We start from the raw sequence: 20,368 nt of genomic DNA, 5'->3' as shown, positions 1-20,368 counted from the left end.
CCGTGCTTGACGTAATTTCGTGACCCGAGGGGAGGCGCAGAACCATGAACCGCGGATCGGATAGCCTGCTGCTGTTCGGCGCGACCGGGGATCTGGCGCAGCGGATGCTGCTCCCCTCGCTCTGCGCGCTCCATGCCGACAAGCTGGTTGCCGAGGATCTGCGGATCATCGGCACGGCTCGCCAGGACATGGACGATGCCGGCTATCGCAACTTCGCCCGCGCCGCGCTGGAAAAGTTCCTGCCGGCCGAACGGCGCGGCGGGATGGGCACTTTCCTAAACCGCCTGCATTACCAGCCGCTCGACGCCACGGATCAGGCCGGCTTCACGACTTTGGCCAAGAAGGTCGGGCCGATCGACGAAGGACTTGCGATCTTCCTCTCGACCGCGCCCGCACTGTTCGAGCCGACGATTGCCGGCCTCGCCGCTTCGGGCCTGGCCAGCGACAAGGCGCGGATCGGTCTCGAAAAACCGCTTGGCACTGATCTCGAGACCAGCCGCCAGATCAACGATGCCGTGGCCAGCGCGTTCAGGGAAGAGCAGATCTTCCGGATCGACCACTACCTCGGCAAGGAAACGGTCCAGAATCTGCTGGCGCTGCGCTTTGCCAACATCCTGTTCGAGCCGCTGTGGAACGCGGCGCATATCGATCATGTCCAGATCACGGTCGCCGAAACGGTCGGGCTGGAATCGCGGGTCGGCTATTACGATGGTTCGGGCGCGCTGCGCGACATGGTGCAGAACCACATGCTCCAGCTGCTAGCGCTGGTGGCGATGGAGCCGCCCAGCAGCTTCGATGCAACCGCCGTTCGCGATGAGAAGGTCAAAGTATTGCGCTCGCTGCGGCTGGTCGGGCCGGACGAGACCGTTACCGGTCAATACCGCGCCGGGGCGATCGGCGGGCAGGCCGTGCCGGGCTATGACGAGGAACTAGGCAAGGACAGCGACACCGAAACCTTCGTCGCGATCAAGGCGCACCTCGACAACTGGCGCTGGAAGGGCGTGCCGTTCTACCTGCGCACCGGCAAGCGTCTGCCAACCCGCCGGACTGAGATCGTCGTCCAGTTCCGCCGCGTGCCGCATTCGATCTTTGCCGGGAAGGGCGCACGCAGCGAACCCAACCGGCTCGTAATCGGCATCCAACCCGAAGAAAACATCACCCTTTCGCTGATGGCCAAGGTGCCGGGGCTGGACCGCGAGGGTCTGCGCCTGCGCGAAGTGCCATTGGACATCCGGATGCAGGATGCCTTTGCCGGCCCGACCAAGCGGATCGCCTATGAGCGGCTGCTGCTCGACCTGATCGAGGGTGACCAGACCCTGTTTGTCCGCCGTGACGAGGTGGAAGCGCAATGGGACTGGATCGACGCAATCCGGGCCTCGTGGGGTGAACACGGGGTTACACCCAAACCTTACACCGCCGGGACCTGGGGACCCTCGGCCGCAATCGCGCTGACTGAGCGCGACGGAGTTCATTGGCATGAGTAATCTTCACCCCGCGATCGAACGCGTCACTGCGCGGATTATTGAAAAGTCGGCTGACAGTCGCCGCCGCTACCTCGACCTGATGGACCGTGAGGCGGAGCGGTTTCCCAACCGGAATGCATTGTCTTGTTCTAACCTCGCCCACGGCTTCGCCGCGGCGCTGGAGGACAAGGGTGCGATCAAGAGCGGGCGCGGCGCGAACCTTGCCATCGTCACCGCTTACAATGACATGCTCTCGGCCCATCAGCCTTATGGCCGCTATCCCGAGGCGATGAAGATGTACGCCCGTGAAGTCGGTGCGACCATGCAGGTCGCGGGCGGCGTTCCGGCGATGTGCGACGGCGTGACCCAGGGCCAGGATGGGATGGAGCTGTCGCTGTTCAGCCGCGACGTCATCGCGCTGTCGACTGCGGTTGCGATGAGCCATGCGATGTTCGATGGCATGGCGATCCTTGGGATCTGCGACAAGATCGTGCCCGGCCAGGTGATCGGTGCGCTTCGTTTCGGCTACTTGCCGGCGGTGTTTGTGCCTTCGGGGCCGATGCCATCGGGCCTGGCCAACAAGGAAAAGCAGAAGGTCCGCCAGCTCTATGCCGAGGGCAAGGCGACGCGGGCCGACCTGCTCGAAAGCGAGAGCGCCAGCTATCACTCGCCTGGCACGTGCACCTTCTATGGCACGGCCAATTCCAACCAGATGATGATGGAGCTGATGGGACTCCATGTCCCCGGCGCGGCCTTCGTTCCGCCCAATACGCCGCTCCGCTCCGCGCTGACCCGCAAGGCAGTGCACCGCCTGGCCGAGATCGGCCGCGAGGGACAAGACTATCGCCCGATGGCGCGGGTGGTGGACGAAAAGGCGATCGTCAACGCCTGTGTCGGCCTGTTGGCAACGGGCGGCTCCACCAACCACGCGCTGCACCTGCCGGCCATGGCCCGCGCCGCTGGCATCAAGCTGGACTGGCAGGATCTGGACGAGTTGTCCGCTGCCGTGCCGCTGATCGCGCGGGTCTATCCCAATGGCGCAGCCGACGTGAACCATTTCCATGCCGCTGGCGGGATGGGCTATGTCGTGCGCGAGCTGCTGGGTGCCGGCCTGATCCACGGTGATGTCCTGACCGTGGCCGAGGGCGGAATGGGCGCCTATGCCGAAGAGCCGGTGCTCAATGGCGAAGCACTGACCTGGCAGCCCGCCCCTGAAGCCAGCGGCGACGAGGCCATTCTTGCGCCGGTCAGCGCGCCGTTCCAGGCCGATGGCGGGATGCGGCTGGTCAACGGCAACCTTGGGCGCGGGACCTTCAAGACGTCTGCCGTCGATCCCGAGCGCTACACGATCGAAGCGCCGTGCCGCGTGTTTGACAGCCAGGACGGCGTCCAGGCTGCGTTCAAGGCCGGCGAACTCGATCGCGATGTGGTCGTGGTCGTCCGCTTCCAGGGGCCGCGCGCCAATGGTATGCCCGAACTTCACAAGCTGACCCCGCCGCTGGGCGTGCTGCAGGACAAGGGCTTCCGCGTGGCTCTCGTCACCGATGGCCGGATGAGCGGCGCTTCGGGCAAGGTCCCTGCGGCAATTCACGTTACGCCCGAGGCGCTCGGCGGCGGCCCGCTGGCGCTTGTCCAGGACGGTGATGTCGTGCGGCTGTGTGGCCATACGGGCAGTCTTGAAGTGCTGGCCGACCTCTCTGGCCGCGCACCGGCCACACCGCCCGCCGAAGCCATGGGCATGGGCCGCGAGCTGTTCGGCATGTTCCGCCGCTTCGCCGACGGCGCTGAGCAGGGCGGTTCGGCGATGCTGGCCGAAGGCGGCCTCTGATGCAGCTCGTCACAGTCGATATCGGCGGAACCCATGCGCGCTTTGCCCTGGCCACGGTGACCGGGGACGGCAGCATTGCGCTGGGCGAACCGGCGACGCTGCATACCCGCGATCACGCCAGCTTCCAGACCGCCTGGGAGGATTTTGCCCGGATGCAGGGCGGCAGCCTGCCCGATGCCGTGGCGATTGCCGTGGCCGGTCCGGTTGGCGGCGAAGTGATCCGCTTTACCAACAATCCCTGGATCATCCGCCCGGCGCTGATCCCTGAAAAACTAGGCGCCAGCCGCTACACCGTGGTCAACGATTTCGGTGCGGTCGGCCATGCTGTGGCCCGCGCGGGGGCCGAGCATTTCGTCCACCTCACCGGGCCTGATCAGAGCCTGCCCGCCAGCGGCACCCTTTCAATTGTCGGCCCCGGTACGGGCCTTGGCGTCGCCCATATCTGGCGCGACGGGCAGGGCGGCTACCGCGTCCAGCCGACTGAGGGTGGCCATATCGACTTTGCGCCACTCGATTCAATCGAGGACGCGATCCTTGCCCGCCTGCGCCAGCGCTATCGCCGGGTTTCGGTCGAACGCGTGGTGTCTGGCCCGGGGCTGGTCGACATTTACGAGGCGCTGGCCGGCATGGAAGGCCGCGCGATCCAACCGAGCGATGACAAGACGCTGTGGCAGCTTGGCCTGTCGGGCGAGGACAGCCTGGCTGCCGCTGCGGTTGACCGGTTCTGCCTCTCGCTGGGTGCGGTTGCAGGCGATATTGCCCTTGCCCAGGGGGCCAGCGGGGTAGTCATCGCTGGCGGGCTCGGCCTGCGGATTCGCGATACCCTGCTGCGCTCCGGTTTTGCCGAGCGGTTTCGCGCCAAGGGGCGCTTCAGCGAACTGATGGCGGTCCTGCCGGTCAAGCTCATCACCCATCCCCAGCCCGGCCTCTACGGAGCCGCGGCCGCCTTTGCAGCGGAACATCTGTCATGAAATCGATCGAAGAGGTCATGCGTCTTGCCCCGGTCATCCCGGTCCTGGTGATCGAGGATGCGGCCCACGCCGTGCCGGTTGCCGAAGCGCTGGTGCGTGGCGGCCTGCCCGTGCTCGAAGTGACCTTGCGGACTGCCGCTGCGCTCGACGTGATCCGGGCAATGAAGACGGTGCCGGGCGCCCTGGTCGGCGCGGGCACCGTGCTCAACGAGTACGCGCTCGACGATGCGCTTTCGGCGGGGAGTGAATTCATCGTTTCGCCGGGCCTGACCAAGCCGCTGGCCCGCGCGGCCGAAGCGGCCAAGGTGCCGTTTCTGCCCGGGATCGCCACCCCGTCCGACATCATGCGCGGGCTTGATCTTGGGCTGGACCGGTTCAAATTCTTCCCGGCCGAGGCCAATGGCGGCATTCCGGCGCTGAAGGCGATCTCGGCTCCGTTCGGTTCGGTTCGATTCTGCCCCACGGGCGGGATCACTGCGACCACTGCAGCAGATTGGCTCGCGCTCGATGCCGTGCTGTGCTGCGGCGGTTCCTGGCTGGTCGGTAAGGGTGAGCCCAACGTGGCGGCGATCGAGGCCGCCGCCCGCTCCGCCGCTGCGCTGGCGCGATGAACCGGCTGGCCGAGCTCGACCGGCGGCTACAAGAGCTGCACGTTCGCACGGCCGAAACGCCGCTGTTCAATCCGGTATTCCAGCTTGGGCTGGAGCTGTCGCGCGAGCTTGAAAGCGGCCAGTTGACGCTGGGCGAGCTCGAAGGCCTGGTGGCCGAACTGGAATGCCAGGGCCTGCAAGCCCGGGCGACGCGGCTCGCGCGATTGGCCGGGCCGGTCGATCCCACGGTAAACGACGCCAGCATTGCCCGGCTGGCCGGCGAGGAAGCCGACTTTCCCGCCTTCGCCGCGCGCTGGGCCAAGCCGCTGGCCCACGTGGTGTTCACCGCACACCCGACCTTCCTGCTCTCCCGCGCTCAAGGTGAAGCGGTTGCGGCTTCGGCCTCGGCAGAAACCATCGGCGAAGCGACTACCTGCGTTGCCTCTTCGGTGCGCGAGCCGATCACGCTCGACAGCGAACATGCCCAGGCCATGGAGGCGCTGGCCCGCGCCCAGAATGCGCGCGATCGGATCACCGGCCTGCTGTTTGCGGCGGCGCGGAAACGCTGGCCCGATCAGTGGCGTTCGCTGTCGCCAGTGCCACTGCGGCTGGCGAGCTGGGTCGGCTATGACATGGATGGCCGCACCGACATCACCTGGGCGACTTCGCTGCGCTACCGCCTGTCGGAAAAGGCCCAGCGGTTGGCGGGCTATGCGGCGGCGCTGGAGCCGGTCGCGCCCGATCTTGCGCAGCAGCTTTCGCGCGCTTCGGCCTATGCCGCAGGGCAAGCTGCCGTCTTTGCAGCAGACCTGTCAGCTCCCGCCGCGCTCTCCGCCGCAGCCAATGCCTTTACTGCCGATGATCCGGACAAGCTGACCAGTCTGACCGGTACGATTGCCGCGCTGGAACAACGCGCGGCGACAGCTGATGACGATACGGCCGAGTCCTTGCTGCGCGTCGTCGCGGCGATGCGCGCGGATGGCCTTGGCATGGGCTGGATCCACTTCCGGGTGAACGCCAGCCAGCTGCAGAACGCGATCCGCCGCCGGATCGATCCCGATGGCAAGCTGGACCTAGCCAGCCAGGCCGCGTTGGTGCGGCTGCGTGAGCTGTTGGGTGCGGTAAAGCCGCTGCGTGCCAACATGGCCGCGCTGGCGATTGAGAACAGCACAGCAGTCCGCCAGTTCCTGCTGATCGCGCAGATCCTGCACCACATAGATGCCGATACGCCGATCAGAATGCTGGTGGCGGAATGCGAGCAGCCGACCACGGTGCTGGCCGCGCTCTATTTCGCCGAGCTTTTCGGGGTGGCCGACAAGGTCGATGTCTCGCCATTGTTCGAAACGGAGTCGGCGCTAGAGCATGGCGGGCGGTTCCTTGATGCCGTACTGTCGGAGCCGCATTACCAGGCCTATGCCCGCCGCCGCGGGCGGGTGTCGATCCAGACCGGCTTTTCGGATGCCGGCCGCTTTGTCGGGCAGATCCCGGCTGCCCTGGCGATCGAACGGCTGCAAGGCCGGCTGTCCGAAGCGATGGCAGCCAATGGCCTGACCGACGTTGCCGCGCTGATCTTCAACACCCACGGCGAATCGATGGGCCGCGGCGCCCATCCGACCAGCTTTGCTGACCGGCTGGAGTGGCCGCTATCACCCTGGGCGCGGCGGCGGTTCGTGCGGGCCGGGATCGCGCTGGAGCCCGAAGTGAGCTTCCAGGGCGGCGATGGCTACCTGTTCTTCGGGACGCCCGAGCTGGCCTATGCCACGCTGACCCGCTTTGCCGAGCTGGCACCGGCCCAGGCCGATCCCGATGCGGCGCCCGATCCGTTCTACCGCCGCACCGACCTTTCCCTCGACTTCTACCGTGCGATCCGCCGCGTGCAGCAGGGCTATCTGGCCAGCGCAACCTATGCCCGCGCGGTCACGGCCTTTGGCCTCGGCCTGCTCAACGAGACCGGCAGCCGCAAGAGCCGCCGCCAGTCGGATCTTGCCGCCGACCGGACGATGAGCCTGCGCCAGATCCGCGCCATCCCGCACAATGCCGTGCTCCAGCAGCTGGGCTACCCGGTCAACGTGATCGCGGGCTTCGGCACGGCGGCAGACGGGAATTACGAAGCGATCGCCGCGCTGCTGCGCGATAGCCACCGCGGTCGACAACTGGTGCGGCTGGTGCGGGCAGCCAACTCGCTCGCCTCAATCAAGACCGTTGCCGCTTATGGCGAGCTGTTCAATTCGGCCTATTGGGCCAGCCGCCCCTATCGCGGCGACGAGGAGGGCATTGCCGATGCCTGTCTGGCGCTGGCCGAATATCTTACCAAGGATGACCGCACGGGGGTCTATCGCCGCTTTGCCTCGCGCCTCCGGGTTGATGCGCTCAAGCTGCACAAGCTGTTAGCGCTGATCCCGGATGAGGCCCCGCTGGCAGGCCGCGAGCAGGTGCGGCGCGAACTGGGCGTGCTCCAGGCGCTGCGCCTTGCCCTGTTCCAGCACATGTTCATCCGCGCCGTCTCGGTGCCGACCTTCAGCCGCGCCAACGACATCAGCCGCGATGACGTGCTGGAGATGGTCTTCACCTTGCGGATCGACGAGGCTCTCGCCCAGCTGCGCCGTGCTTTCCCGGCCAGCGCACCGGGTGTGGACGATTTCGCGGTCAGTGAGCCGAGCGACTATCCCGACGAGGGCGCAGTCGGCTATGGCGCGATCCACCGTGATAATATCGAACCGATTGCCGCTGCTCATGCGCTGGTCCTGCGTATCACCACGGCAATTGCCAACCAGTTCGGCGCGCACGGCTAGGGAGCCTGAATGACCCCGACGCAGCTTTCCATCGCCTTCTTCCTGCAAGTGGCAGTGATCCTGGTCACCTGCCGCCTCGTCGGCACAGCCGCGCAGCGCTGGTTCGGCCAGCCGCGCGTGGTGGGAGAGATGATCGCAGGGGTCCTGCTGGGTCCCAGCCTGTTCGGGGCACTCGCGCCCGAAGTCCAGGGCTTCCTCTTCCCCAAAGAATCCAAACCGATCCTGTTCGTGATCGCCCAGTTCGGGGTGGGGCTCTACATGTTCCTGGTCGGGCTGGGGTTTGATCGCGAAGAGTTCTTCAAGGGTGCCAAGGGCGCGGCGGCAGTATCTTTGGCGGGTATGGCGGCTCCTTTTGCCGTGGCCGTGGCCATTGCTCCTTGGCTGCTCAACCACGGTGATCTGTTCACCCCCGAAGTCAGCCAGTTCGAAGCCACGCTGTTCATGGGCGCGGCGATCGCGATCACCGCCTTTCCGATGCTGGCGCGGATCATCCATGAACGCGGCCTGTCGGGCACTGCGCTGGGCACCCTGTCGCTATCGGCCGGGGCGATCGACGATGCTGGCGCCTGGGTCCTGATCGCGCTGGTCCTCGCCAGCTTTGGTGACGGGCCGCAGGTCGCGGTGCTGGCGATTGGTGGCGGCTTTACCTTTGCGCTGTTCATGATCCTGTTCGCCCCACGACTGCTGATGGTGCTGAATCGCCGGATCGAGGTGACCGGCATGGATGAGACGCTGCTGGCCATTGTCCTGATCCTTTACCTGCTCTGCGCCTGGGCGATGGACGCGGTCGGAATCCATGCCGTGTTCGGCGGTTTCCTGCTCGGTACGGCCATGCCGCGCGGACGCCTGACCGCGGCAATCCGTGAGAAGCTGGAGCCGGTCACCGTCGTGCTTTTGCTGCCGTTTTTCTTCACCTACTCAGGCCTTCACACCGAACTGACGCTGCTGGGCGATCCGGCGTTGCTGGCGGTCGCAGCGCTGATCCTGGTGCTGTCGATCGCGGCCAAGGGCGGTGCCTGCTACCTTGCCGCCCGCCTGTCCGGGCAGGACCACGCCACGGCTTCGGGGATCGGCGCGCTTATGAACGCGCGCGGGCTGATGGAGCTGATCGTGATCAACATCGGGCTGCAACGCGGGATCATCACCCCTGCGCTGTTCGCGATGATGGTGGTCATGGCGATCGTTACCACGCTGATGGCCTCGCCGCTGTTCGAAGCGCTCTATGGCCGTCGGGCGCGGGCGGAAGGACGGCTGTAAAGCGGCATTGCAATCGATTGTTGCGGAGTTGCGTCGCAGGGCCTAGACCGGGCTGCGACAGGTGCCAAAGGCATCGCGACGAGGGGATTGGATCGATGACTGCAGCCACGATACCCGCCGCAAGCAGCGCCTACGCCGGACCGCGCCCGCAGTTGAGCGTGGCGCAGATCCTGCAGATGAACCTTGGCTTCCTGGGGCTGCAATTCAGCTTCGGCCTGCAACAGGCCAATATGTCGCCGATCTGGGGTTACCTGGGGGCTGAGGAAAAGAACTTCGCCTGGCTCGGCATCGCCGGGCCTTTGACCGGGTTGATCGTCCAGCCGATCATCGGCTCGCTGAGCGACCGGACCGCTTCGCGCTGGGGGCGGCGCACGCCGTATTTCCTGGCGGGTGCGGTGATGTGCGCACTGGGCTTGTTCCTGATGCCGCTCTCGGCCTCGGTGCTGATGGCCTTTTCACTGCTGTTTCTGCTTGATGTCGGCAACAACGTGACGATGGAGCCCTATCGGGCTTATGTGAATGACCGGCTGGAGGCTGATCAACGCGGCTTCGGCTTCCTGAGCCAGAGCGCCTTTACCGGCCTGGCCCAGTGTCTCGCCTATCTCAGCCCCACGCTGCTGGTGACCTGGTTCGGGCTCAGCAAGGATGCGACGGCAGGTGGCGGCATCCCGACTTTCACTCTCGTTTCGTTCTGGATCGGGGCCGTTCTCTCGCTTGGCACGATCTTGTGGTCGATCACGCGCGTGCCTGAGCTGAAGCTGCCTGACGCCGAGCGCGCCCGCCTTGCCGCCCTGCCAAAGAACCCGGCCGCCACCCTGGGCGAGATTGTCAGTGCGATGCGCGAGATGCCCAAGGCGATGAAGGCGATGGCCTGGATGAGCCTGTTTCAGTGGTATGCGATGTCGGGTTACTGGGGCTACGTCACCAATTCGATCAGCCGTTCGGTCTATGGCACCGCCGATGCCAGCACCGCCGCCTATCGCGATGCGGTGCTGACCAACGGCCAGATCGGGGCTTTCTTCAACCTCATTGCCTTCGTGTCCGCGCTAGCCATGGCGCCGATGGCGCGGCGGGTGGGGGCGGGTCGGCTCCATGCCTTCTGCCTGACGCTGTCGGGCTTTGCGATGCTGGCCATGCCGCTGATCGGGGTGAAGGAACTGCTGTTTGTCGCTGCGATCGGGATCGGGCTGGGCTGGGGCTCGATCATGGGCAATCCCTATATCATCCTTGCGGATACGATCCCGCCCGAGCGGACCGGGGTCTACATGGGGATCTTCAACATGTTCATCTGCGTGCCGATGCTGGTCTTTGCGGGCACGATGACCTTCGCTTATGAACCGCTGCTAGGCGGCGATGCGCGCAATGTGCTGCGCGTGTCGGGCGTCTGCATGCTGCTGGCCGCGATCGCGGTCTGGCGGATCAAGGAAGGGCGGGGAAGCGCAGTTGCCGCAGCCGGATAGCTGGATCGTTCTCAATGGCCGTGCCTCCACCCTGGTGCTCGAGGTGGTGCCGGGTGAGGCGCCGCTGTGGCGTTACTGGGGGCCGCGCCTGCCCGATGGGGTAACGCCGCCCGCAAGCCTGCGCAGTACGCGCCCGACCCCCAGCTTTTCGCCTGATTTCGATCAGCCGCTCAGCCTTGTTCCGGGCCTGGGGCAGGGGTGGTTTGGCGAGCCTGGGCTCAAGGCGCACCGTGAAGGCCGAGACTGGACCTTCCAGGTGACAGACTGTGCGGTGCAGCAGGATGCGCGGCGCGCAACGGTATCGCTCACCGATCAAGTGGCGCGGATTGCCCTGACGGTAACCCTTGCACTCGATCCGGACAGTGATGTCCTGACTGTCTTCACCACCCTGACCAACCAGGGCGAGACGCCGCTCGATGTCCACTGGCTTGCCGCCGCGGTTCTGCCATTGCCGGATTGTTCCAAGTCCGTCCGTTCCTTCTCCGGCCGTCACAACACGGAGTTTGTCCCAGTCGAAGATGCACTGACCCGCAGCCAGTGGCGGCGGGAGAACCGGCGCGGGCTGACCTCACACGATTGCGTGCCGGGTGCGGTGGTCCTCGCCGACGGCTGTGCCTATGGCGCGCAACTCGCCTGGTCGGGCAACCATTGCCAGCTGATCGACTGGGTCGATGATGGCCGCTGGCAATGGCAGCTGGGCGAGGCGCTGATGCCCGGCGAAGTGCGGCTCGGTCCCGGGGAGACGCTTACTTCGCCCGAAGTGCTCACCACTTGCGCCGCCGATGCCAATGGTGTGGCGCAGAACTTCCATGCCGCGATCCGCGCGCGGATGGATTGGCCCGGCAGTGCGATGCGCCCGCGCCCGGTCCACCTCAACACCTGGGAAGGTTTCTACTTCGATCACGACGAGGCCGCGCTGAAGGATCTGGCCGATGCCGCCGCCAAAGCCGGGATCGAACGCTTCGTGCTTGATGACGGCTGGTTCCACCGCCGCGGCGACGACACCACCAGCCTGGGTGACTGGTGGCCGGACAATGTGAAGTATCCCAATGGTCTGGGCCCGCTGGCCGACCATGTGACCGGGCTCGGCATGGAGTTCGGGCTGTGGGTCGAGCCAGAGATGATCAACCCGGACAGCGAGCTCTATCGTGCGCATCCCGAGTGGACGCTGCAGATCGCCGGCCGCCCGCTGATCACCGCGCGCAACCAGCTGGTGCTCGACATGGGCCGGATTGACGTGCGCGATTACCTCTACGAGCGCCTGGCCGGACTGCTGAACGAGTTGCCGATCCGCTACCTCAAATGGGACCACAACCGCGACCTCACGGCTGCTGGCGAACGTCCTTCGTTCCGCAAGCAAGTGCTCGGTGCCTATGACCTGCTCGCGCGGCTGCGGCGCGATTTTCCGGCGGTCGAGATCGAAGCCTGTGCTGGCGGCGGCGGGCGGATCGACGCTGGGATCGCGCGCTATACCCATCGCTTCTGGACCAGCGACAATATCGATGCGGTCAGCCGGGTCAGCATCCAGCGTGGCTACCTGCAGTTCTTCCCGCCCGAACTCATGGGTAGCCACGTCGGCGCCGCACCCGCGCACGCCACCGGGCGGATCCAGACGATGCGCTTTCGCAACCACGTTGCCCTGCCCGGCCACTTCGGGGTCGAGCTCGACCTGCGCAAGCTGAGCGACCGCGACCTGGCGCGGCTGGGCGAAGGTATCTCCCGCTATAAGGCGCTGCGTGACCGGCTGCACCAGGGCCACGTCTGGCAGGGCAAGGGTGCTGACGGGCTGCTGTGGCAGGCCCATGGCAGCGTCGAAGCCTTGGTACTGCTGATCACTCGGATCGATCCGCAGACCCAGCGCCATGCTCCGGGACTGCGCCTGCCGATGCTTGACCCGGCGCGGCGCTACCAGGTTGGCGAGACGGATTACGACGGTGCCTGGCTGGTGCAGCAGGGCCTACCGCTGCCGCCGCTGCGCGGTGAGGACGGGCTGGTGCTTGAGGTGACGGCGCTATGAGCTTTGACCCCAACCAGCACCCGCATCGCCGCTACGATCCGCTGCGGGACGAATGGCTGCTGGTCTCGCCCCACCGCGCGCGGCGGCCGTGGCAGGGGCAGGTCGAGGAGCCGGATCTTTCGGCCCGCCCGCACCACGATCCGGACTGCTACCTCTGCCCCGGCAATGCCCGCGTAACGGGCGAGCGCAATCCCGACTACTCGGGCACCTACGTCTTCCAGAACGATTTCGCCGCGCTGCTGCCGGATAGTCCTGCCCCGGTGGATGACGATCCGCTGTTCCGGGCGGCTGGCGCGCAGGGTGAGAGCCGGGTGATCTGCTTCTCACCCGATCACGCGCTGACCCTGCCCGAGCTTCCCGTGGCGGCGATCCGCGGGGTAGTCGATTGCTGGGCGGAGCAGGTAGCCGAATTGTCGGCGCGCTATGCTCACGTCCAGGTGTTCGAGAACAAGGGTGCGATGATGGGGTGCTCCAACCCGCACCCACATGGCCAGGTCTGGGCGACGAGCTATGTTCCGCAGGAACTGGCAACAGAGGCCCGCACACAAGATGCGTGGGCCGGCGAAGCGCCAATGCTGCTTGAACTGGCGCAGCGCGAAGCTGATGGACCGCGCGTAGTCGTGCAGAGCGGCCACTGGCTGGCAATCGTGCCGTTCTGGGCAGCCTGGCCGTTCGAGGTGCTGCTGCTGCCGCGTTTTTCCGTGCGACGTATGCCCGAACTTGACCCTGCCCAGCGCGATGATCTGGCCGCTGTGCTTAAGGACCTGACCACCCGCTACGATAACCTGTTCCAATGCAGCTTTCCCTATTCGATGGGTTGGCACGGCGCGCCGGGGCAGGGGGAAGGGCATCCGCGCTGGCAGCTCCACGCGCATTTCTATCCGCCGCTGCTGCGCTCGGCCTCGGTCCGCAAGTTCATGGTCGGCTATGAACTGCTGGCCGAAGCCCAGCGCGACCTGACGCCCGAGCAGGCGGCAGAACGGCTGCGGGCGTCGGGCAGCGTCCATTACCGGCACGGCCAATGATCGGCGCATTGCACAGGCTGTTTCGGGAGAGCTTTGGCGCGATGCCGGAACTGGTCGCGCGCGCGCCGGGCCGCGTCAACCTGATCGGCGAGCATACTGATTACAACGACGGCTTCGTCCTCCCCTGCGCCATCTCGCGGCAAACCATGGTTGCGGCACGGCGGCGCGATGACCAGCAGGTGCGGATTGTCGCGGGCGATCTTGGCGGGGCGACGACCAGCTTCTCCCTGGCTGAACCGGTCACACCGGACAGCGCCGCGCCTTGGAGCAACTATGTGCGCGGCGTGGTTGACGGGCTACTGGATGCAGGGATCGACCTGCCCGGTGCGGATCTGGCGATCATGGGAGATATGCCGCAGGGGGCAGGCCTCTCGTCCTCCGCCGCGCTCGAGAATGCCGCAGGTCTGGGCCTGGCGGCATTGGCGGGTCAGCCGAACTTCGACCGCACACGACTTGCCCTGATCGGTCAACGCGCCGAGCATCGCTTTGCCGGTTGCCAATGCGGAATCATGGACCAGTTGGTCAGTGCACGGGCCGTGGCCGGATCGGCGCTGCTGATCGATTGTCGCTCGCTGGAATGCAGTCCGGTGCCGCTGCCCGATGGGCTGGCGGTGATGATCGTTCATTCGGGGATCGAGCGCGGGCTGGTTGACGGTGAATACAACCTGCGCCGCCAGCAGTGCGAGGCGGCAGCGCGCCATTTCGGCGTCGCGGCGCTGCGTGATCTGGACATGCTGCCGGACCCGGGCGGGCTTGATCCAGTCACATATGCCCGGGCGCGCCACGTGGTCGGGGAGAATGCGCGGACTGTTGCAGCAGCTGACGCCTTGCGGGGCGGCGAGCTGACCCGACTCGGTGAACTGATTGCAGAGAGCCACGCTGCGATGCGCGATGATTTTGCGATCACGCTGCCGGCAATCGATGGACTGGTAGCCTTGTTGCAGGATGCAATCGGCAGCCAGGGCGGTGCGCGGATGACGGGCGGGGGCTTTGGCGGCGCTGTTGTCGGGCTGCTGCCGTTGTCCGAGGTGGAGCGAATACGCGGCGCGGTGCTGGCGGGTTACCGCACCCCTGATGGGCAGCCGCCGCTGGTGATGATCGAAGCCCCAGCTGCCGGCGCAAGCCTGATCTGACGCGCATCGGCGAATAATCCGAAATCGTCACGAATTACATTTTGCAATCGATTGCCGTTTCGGATAGCAACGGCCCCAAGGGTGGCAGGCAGGTCCTGTCCCAAAACCAATGCCGGGGTATCGGGTGCCAGATTCTACGACCGTTACGCGCGTTACCACTGCCTGGTCGCGGCAGGCTGTTGCCGCCATTGGCGGGCAGCAGGTGCGCAGCATTCCCGTGATCGGGCCGGATGATCTGCATGATGCCCTGCCAGGCTACCAGCTATGGGATTCCTGGCCGTTCGAAACGCTGCAAGGTGCGACTGTCGTACTCGGCGGCTGGACGCCGTGGGTTGTCATGTGCGCGCCGCGCGACATTCATCCCGATCTGCGCCACGACATTGCCCGGCTGCGGCTGATGCTGGAGCGCGGCGGCACCTGGCGCGATTGCGGCTATCTCCTGCCCGAAGATCTCAATCCTGGCTCGCGCGAATGGGCCGGCTCGACCGTCTATGACGCTGCAAGTGGACGAGTGACCCTGTTCTACACGGCCACGGGCCGGCGCGGTGATAGCGGTCGCAGCTTCGAGCAGCGCCTGTTCCAGACCAGCGGCAAGCTGGAAGTGTCGGCCGATTCCATTCGAGTTACCGGCTGGAGCGAACCGGCTGAGAGCCTGGCCGCCGATGGCAAGACCTATGTCATCGTCAACCAGACGGTAGGCGAACCGGGCTTCATCAAGGGTTTTCGCGATCCCTTCCATTTTCGTGATCCGGCCGATGGGGCGCATTATCTGCTGTTCACGGCTTCCGATGCCGCGGCGGAATCCGCCTTCAACGGGGTCGTCGGCCTGGCTCGCGCTACTGGAAATGACCTTAATGGCTGGTCTCTGCTACCGCCGCTGGTTAGCGCCAATGGCGTCAACAACGAGCTGGAGCGGCCGGTGCTGCGAGTTCGGGACGGGCGCTATTACCTGTTCTGGTCAACCCAGCGGCGCACCTTTGACCCTTCGGGACCAACCGGGCCGAACGGGCTCTACGGCATGGTCGCCGACCGTCTTGCCGGGCCGTGGCGCCCGCTCAACGGCACAGGGCTGGTTGCGCCCAATCCGGCCGAAGAGCCGGTCCAGACCTATAGCTGGTGGGTGATGGATAACCTTGAGGTGGCCGGCTTCGTCGACAACTGGGGCCTCAAGGGGCGCAGCGTTGCCGAACAGCCGGAATTGGTCCTCAGCACCTTTGGTGGCGTTCCGGCGCCGCGCTTCCGGATTGCGCTCGATGGGGAAACGGCGCAGATCGTTTCGGAATGAGCAAGCCACTTTACGGACTGGTTGAAGCCGGGGGCACCAAGTTCGTGCTTGGCATCGCACATGGTCCAGACGAGGTGCTCGCCACCACCCGAATCCCGACGACCACGCCCGACGAGACCATCGCCGCCATGTGCAACTGGCTGGCGGGCCAAGGACCGCTCGTGGCCGTTGGCGTTGCCACTTTCGGCCCGGTCGAGGTGGACCGGACCTCCCTGCAATGGGGCCATATCCTCGCCACTCCCAAGGCTGGCTGGTCGAACACCAACCTGGTCGGGCCTTTGGTTCAGCGGCTCGGTTGTCCAGTGGGGCTGGATACCGATGTCACTGCGGCTGCCCTTGCCGAATACCGCTGGGGGGCGGGGCAAGGGCAGCCTTCGGTGCTCTATTTCACGATCGGCACCGGGGTCGGCGGTGGGGCAGTGATCGGCGGCAAGCCGCTGGCCGGCATTTCGCACCCGGAGATGGGCCATATTCGCTTGCCCCTGCACCCCGAAGACGTGGGCTTTGGCGGGGTCTGTCCGTTCCATGGCACCTGCCTGGAAGGGCTGGCGAGCGGCCCAGCGGTCAAGGCGCGCTATGGCGTTTCGCTGTCAGAGCTGCCGGGCGATCACATCGGCCATGACGTCGTGGCCTGGTACATTGCGCAGGCGGCGGTCACGGCCCAGGCGATGTTCGAACCGGGCCGAATCGTGCTGGGCGGCGGGGTCATGGACACGCCCGGATTGATCGACCGCGTCCGCTGCACGGCAGAGCGGCTGGGTAATGGCTATTTCCGAAGCCGGGCCGGCGAAATCGTCACGCTGCCGGGCCTCGGCGACCGGTCCGGCCTGCTCGGTGCCCTCGCCCTTGCCGAAGCGGCGCTCAGGTAGAAAGTCGCGCGACCAGTTCGGGCATCATCACGACCGAGCTGGTGTCCTCCCCTGCAATTCGGCGCAGCAGCAGGTCAACCAGGTTGCGCGCCCCGGTGGTAAGGTCCTGCTTGACGGTAGAGAGCCGCGGGACGGTATGTTCGCCCAGCGCCAGACCGTCATAGCCGATCACCTTCACCGCATCGGGGACCGCCATGCCCAGTTCGGCCAGAGCGCGCAGCGCGCTCATCGCGATCACATCAGAGGCGGCGAAGATCCCGTCCGGGCGCTGTTCGGCATTGGCGAGATAGGCGGTGATGTCGCTGTCATCGAGGCCGGCGGCAAGGTGCGCGGGGAAGACCGTCAGCGCATCGCCAAGGCCAGCCCGGGCGAGGGCCTGGCGGCAGCCTTCCAGCCGCTGCGCAATTTCCAGCGGGGTCGGATCGCCGAAGAAGGTGATCCGCTTGCAGCCGCGCGCGATCAGGTGGCTGGTGGCAATATCGCCACCGGCGACATTGTCCGAGCCCACCGAGCAGTGCACCTGCCCGCGCGAGTGTCCGCCCCAGACGACCAGCGGGCGATAGCGTGCGGCAACGCGATCGAGCACGGCCGACTGGTCCGACTGGCCAATGACGATGATTCCGTCGACCCGGCCCGAATCGGCATAGCGTTCCAGCCAGTCATCGTCGGTCGGAATCACCCGGCTGAGCACCAGGTCATAGCCGCGTTCGGTCAGCGAATCGGCGAGTAGGCCCAGCATGGTGATGAAGAATGGATCGGAGATGTGCTGGCCGGTCTCGTGGCCCAGCGGAATCAGCACTCCGATCGCCCCGGTGCGCTGGATCCGCAGGTTGCGGGCCATGATGTTGGGGCGAAATTCGTGTTCGCGGGCAAGGGCCTGGATCCGCTCGCGGGTTTTCTGGCTGATCAGCCCCGCCCCCGAGAGCGCCCGCGATACGGTGCCTGGGGAAACTCCGGCGATTTTGGCGAGATCGGCGATGTTGCGAATGCGTGGCCGGTCGGTCATGGCGCCATTTTCCTGCAATCACCGGCAAAGGCAATGGGCAATCCGCCAATTTTTCGGCGCTGAAATGCAGATTGGCACTTGTCATTGCAATCGATTGCCGTATGTGTGCAATCGATTGTCGGGGTAGAGCCATAGCTTGCCTGCGGCAAATGTGCCCCACAAAGGGGTGTTCGAGGGGAGGATACCCATGAAGAAGTCGCAGTTGCGTAGCGTTGCCTCGGTCCTGGCGATTGTCGCCGGTGCCAGCTTCGCCGCTCCCGCCATGGCGCAGGATGCCCCGGCGGAAGAGGCAAGCGGGCTTGATGAAATCGTTGTTACGGCATCGGGCCGCGACAAGACCCAGATCGACAGCTCGATCTCGGTCACTTCGGTCAGCGCCGACCTGATCCAGGATTTCAAGCCGAGCTCGGAAGCCGAACTGTTCCGCATGCTGCCGGGTATCCAGGTGGCTGGGACCTCAGGCCCGGGCGGCAACTCCAACATCGCGGTGCGCGGCCTGCCCGTGGCGACCGGCGGTGCGCCGTTCGTTCAGCTGCAGGAAGATGGCCTGCCGACCGTGCTGTTCGGCGATATCCAGTTCGGCAACAACGACTACTGGACCCGCTTCGACGCGACCACCCAGAAGGTTGAAGCCGTGCGCGGCGGTACTGCCGCCACCTTCGCTTCGCAGGCGCCGGGCGCGGTCATCAACTACATCAGCCACACCGGCAAGCAGGAAGGTGGCTACATCCAGCTCAACAAGGGCCTGGGTTTCAACGAAACCAAGGTCGATTTCCGCTATGGCGGCGCGCTGAACGAGACGATGTATTTCCACGTCGGTGGCTTCTACAAGGTCGGCAAGGGCCCGCTGAAGGCCGGCTTCAACGTCTCAGACTCGGTCCAGATCAAGGCCAACGTCACCAAGGAGTTCGACGACGGCAAGGGCTATATCCGCTTCCTGTTCAAATATGCCGACACGCGTGAGCCGAACTACACCGGCGCCCCGGCGCTGGGCACCGTGGCTGGCGGCAAGGTTACCAACCTGACGCCGTTCCCCGGCTTCGATGGGCGTGATCAGTCGAATTATTCGACGCTCAATCAGTCGTTCCTGATCTACAACCGCGAAGGCGATCTCGAGCGCGTCGCGATGTCTGGCATCACCACCAATGCCAAGTCGATCCAGAACCAGTTCCACTATGAGTTCTCGGACGCGATCACGGTCGACAACAACATGCGCTGGACCGACATGAGCGGCGCCTTCACTTCGCCGTTCCTGGGCGTCGGGCGCACCTCGGCAGTGATCGGCTCGACGGTCAACGGCGGTGTCGTCGCCACGGCGCGCTATGCCAGCGGTCCGAAGGCCGGACAGGTCTATACCGGTACCTACATCGACACGAACACCAATGTCCGCACCAACATCCGCGACATTGGCAGCTTCGCCAACGATCTGGGCCTGACCGGCAAGTTCGAAGGCGGCTTTGCCACGATCACCGCTCGCGCGGGCTGGTTCTACATGAACCAGAAGATCAACATGGATTGGCACACCAACAAGTCCTACCGCGAAGTCAGCGGCGACAACCCGGCACAGCTTGACCTGTTCACCGCTGCCGGCGCCCGTCTGACCGCCGAGGGCATTGCCGGGTTCAACAACAACTGGGGCAACTGCTGCGCCCGCGATTACGAACTGTCGTACACCGACAACGCGCCCTACGTCGGGCTTGATCTCGATAACGACACCTTCGCGATCGACGGCTCGGTCCGGTTTGAAATGCTGCGCGCCTCAGGCTGGACGATTGCCGGTAGCGCGGTGGAGTTCAACACGCCCGTCACCTTCAACGGCGTGACCACCCAGATCCCGACGATCACTGCCAACGGTGCCCGCGAAGTGCTGGACTATGGCCGCAACTACACCACCTGGACTGCCGGTGCGCTGTGGAAGGTCAACCCGGATACCTCGCTGTTCATCCGTGCCTCGCGCGGCGGCCGCTTCAACTCGGACCGCCAGACCGTTTCGGGCAAGTTCACCGCTTCGGGCCAGCTCAACCAGAGCGGGCTGGTTCCTTCGGTTGACTTCGTGAAGCAGTACGAACTCGGTCTGAAGAACCGCGGCGGCCTGGCTGGCGGGCGCTATACGGTCGAACTGACCCTGCTGAAGGGCAGTTTCAGCCGTAGCGACTATGAGCCGACCGTCACGGCGCAGTGCCCCACCGGTGGCTGCATCATCGATACCAAGTACAAGTCGTCGGGGGCCGAACTGTTCGTCACCTACCAGAACGGCGGATTCAACCTTGTTGGTACGGCCACCTACACCAAGGCCAAGCGGGCTGCGGCGGCCTCGACCGTCTACAACCGCGCCGATGGTATCCCGGATCTATCGTACACGGTCTCGGCCAATTATGACATCAACGACATCGCCACGATCGGCCTCTCGACCACCGGCCAGACCGCCGCGATCGACGGTGCCGGCCTGGAATACCCGGGCAAGGCCGTGTTCAACGGCGTGCTGCGAGTCCGTCCGGTCAAGAACCTCGAACTGGGTCTGCAGGTCTACAACCTGTTCGACACCTTCGACTTCCGTGGCAATGGCGGCGTTTCGGACATCACGGCCAATCCGGCCGTGCTGGGCGGTGCACCGGCGCTGGGTCGCACCTTCACCGCTTCGGTGCGCTACAGCTTCTAAGGCGTTCTTCCGA

14 protein-coding genes are annotated in these 20,368 nt (G+C 65.5%); 13 read left to right on the top strand and 1 reads right to left on the bottom strand.

Features of this window, described 5'->3' with window-relative positions; all coding sequences use genetic code 11:
- Window positions 1–44: 44 nt before the first annotated feature.
- The 12 genes from zwf to FRF71_RS03505 all read left to right on the top strand — a co-directional run bounded on the left by zwf (window position 45) and on the right by FRF71_RS03505 (window position 16,690).
- On the top strand, window positions 45–1,484 hold the full coding sequence (zwf, locus tag FRF71_RS03560) for a glucose-6-phosphate dehydrogenase (RefSeq protein WP_147089271.1): 1,440 nt from the start codon (window positions 45–47) through the stop codon (window positions 1,482–1,484).
- The gene (gene edd / locus FRF71_RS03555; protein ID WP_147089270.1) at window positions 1,477–3,291 is read left to right on the top strand and encodes a phosphogluconate dehydratase; all 1,815 of its coding nucleotides are present in this window, start codon (window positions 1,477–1,479) and stop codon (window positions 3,289–3,291) included. Before zwf ends, edd begins: the two co-directional genes overlap by 8 nt.
- Window positions 3,291–4,262 carry a glucokinase gene (gene glk, locus FRF71_RS03550; RefSeq protein ID WP_147089269.1) on the top strand — a complete coding sequence of 324 codons (972 nt, stop codon included), beginning with the start codon at window positions 3,291–3,293 and terminating at the stop codon, window positions 4,260–4,262. The genes edd and glk overlap by 1 nt, the downstream gene beginning before the upstream one ends.
- A complete protein-coding gene (gene eda / locus FRF71_RS03545) occupies window positions 4,259–4,873 on the top strand; it encodes a bifunctional 4-hydroxy-2-oxoglutarate aldolase/2-dehydro-3-deoxy-phosphogluconate aldolase (protein WP_147089268.1) in 615 nt (204 codons plus the stop codon). Before glk ends, eda begins: the two co-directional genes overlap by 4 nt.
- Entirely contained in the window at window positions 4,870–7,644 is a 2,775-nt protein-coding gene (locus FRF71_RS03540; RefSeq protein WP_147089267.1) for a phosphoenolpyruvate carboxylase, read from the top strand. Before eda ends, FRF71_RS03540 begins: the two co-directional genes overlap by 4 nt.
- Before the next feature lie 9 nt (window positions 7,645–7,653).
- Window positions 7,654–8,901, top strand: coding sequence for a cation:proton antiporter (locus FRF71_RS03535; RefSeq protein ID WP_147089266.1), 1,248 nt, complete (start codon window positions 7,654–7,656; stop codon window positions 8,899–8,901).
- Window positions 8,902–8,996: 95 nt separating this feature from the next.
- Entirely contained in the window at window positions 8,997–10,361 is a 1,365-nt protein-coding gene (locus FRF71_RS03530; protein WP_238339400.1) for an MFS transporter, read from the top strand.
- Window positions 10,345–12,378, top strand: coding sequence for an alpha-galactosidase (locus tag FRF71_RS03525; RefSeq protein WP_202878092.1), 2,034 nt, complete (start codon window positions 10,345–10,347; stop codon window positions 12,376–12,378). Before FRF71_RS03530 ends, FRF71_RS03525 begins: the two co-directional genes overlap by 17 nt.
- A complete protein-coding gene (locus FRF71_RS03520) occupies window positions 12,375–13,403 on the top strand; it encodes a UDP-glucose--hexose-1-phosphate uridylyltransferase (RefSeq protein ID WP_147089265.1) in 1,029 nt (342 codons plus the stop codon). Before FRF71_RS03525 ends, FRF71_RS03520 begins: the two co-directional genes overlap by 4 nt.
- A complete protein-coding gene (gene galK / locus FRF71_RS03515; RefSeq protein ID WP_147089264.1) occupies window positions 13,400–14,536 on the top strand; it encodes a galactokinase in 1,137 nt (378 codons plus the stop codon). Before FRF71_RS03520 ends, galK begins: the two co-directional genes overlap by 4 nt.
- Window positions 14,537–14,660: 124 nt before the next feature.
- Window positions 14,661–15,821, top strand: coding sequence for a glycoside hydrolase family 68 protein (locus FRF71_RS03510; protein WP_238339398.1), 1,161 nt, complete (start codon window positions 14,661–14,663; stop codon window positions 15,819–15,821).
- A complete protein-coding gene (locus FRF71_RS03505; protein ID WP_147089262.1) occupies window positions 15,818–16,690 on the top strand; it encodes an ROK family protein in 873 nt (290 codons plus the stop codon). Before FRF71_RS03510 ends, FRF71_RS03505 begins: the two co-directional genes overlap by 4 nt.
- Here FRF71_RS03505 and FRF71_RS03500 read toward each other — a convergent pair.
- The gene (locus tag FRF71_RS03500) at window positions 16,683–17,696 is read right to left on the bottom strand and encodes a LacI family DNA-binding transcriptional regulator (RefSeq protein WP_147089261.1); all 1,014 of its coding nucleotides are present in this window, start codon (window positions 17,694–17,696) and stop codon (window positions 16,683–16,685) included. The two genes, FRF71_RS03505 and FRF71_RS03500, sit on opposite strands and share 8 nt — an antisense overlap.
- A 187-nt stretch (window positions 17,697–17,883) precedes the next feature.
- Between FRF71_RS03500 and FRF71_RS03495 the strand changes: the two genes are divergently transcribed.
- Entirely contained in the window at window positions 17,884–20,355 is a 2,472-nt protein-coding gene (locus FRF71_RS03495; RefSeq protein ID WP_147089260.1) for a TonB-dependent receptor, read from the top strand.
- Window positions 20,356–20,368: the final 13 nt, after the last annotated feature.

Origin of the sequence: Novosphingobium ginsenosidimutans (assembly GCF_007954425.1) — a bacterium.
Lineage (GTDB): Bacteria > Pseudomonadota > Alphaproteobacteria > Sphingomonadales > Sphingomonadaceae > Novosphingobium > Novosphingobium ginsenosidimutans.
Note: the sequence above shows the minus strand (reverse complement) of the source record. Positions and strands in the feature narration are given on the sequence as shown.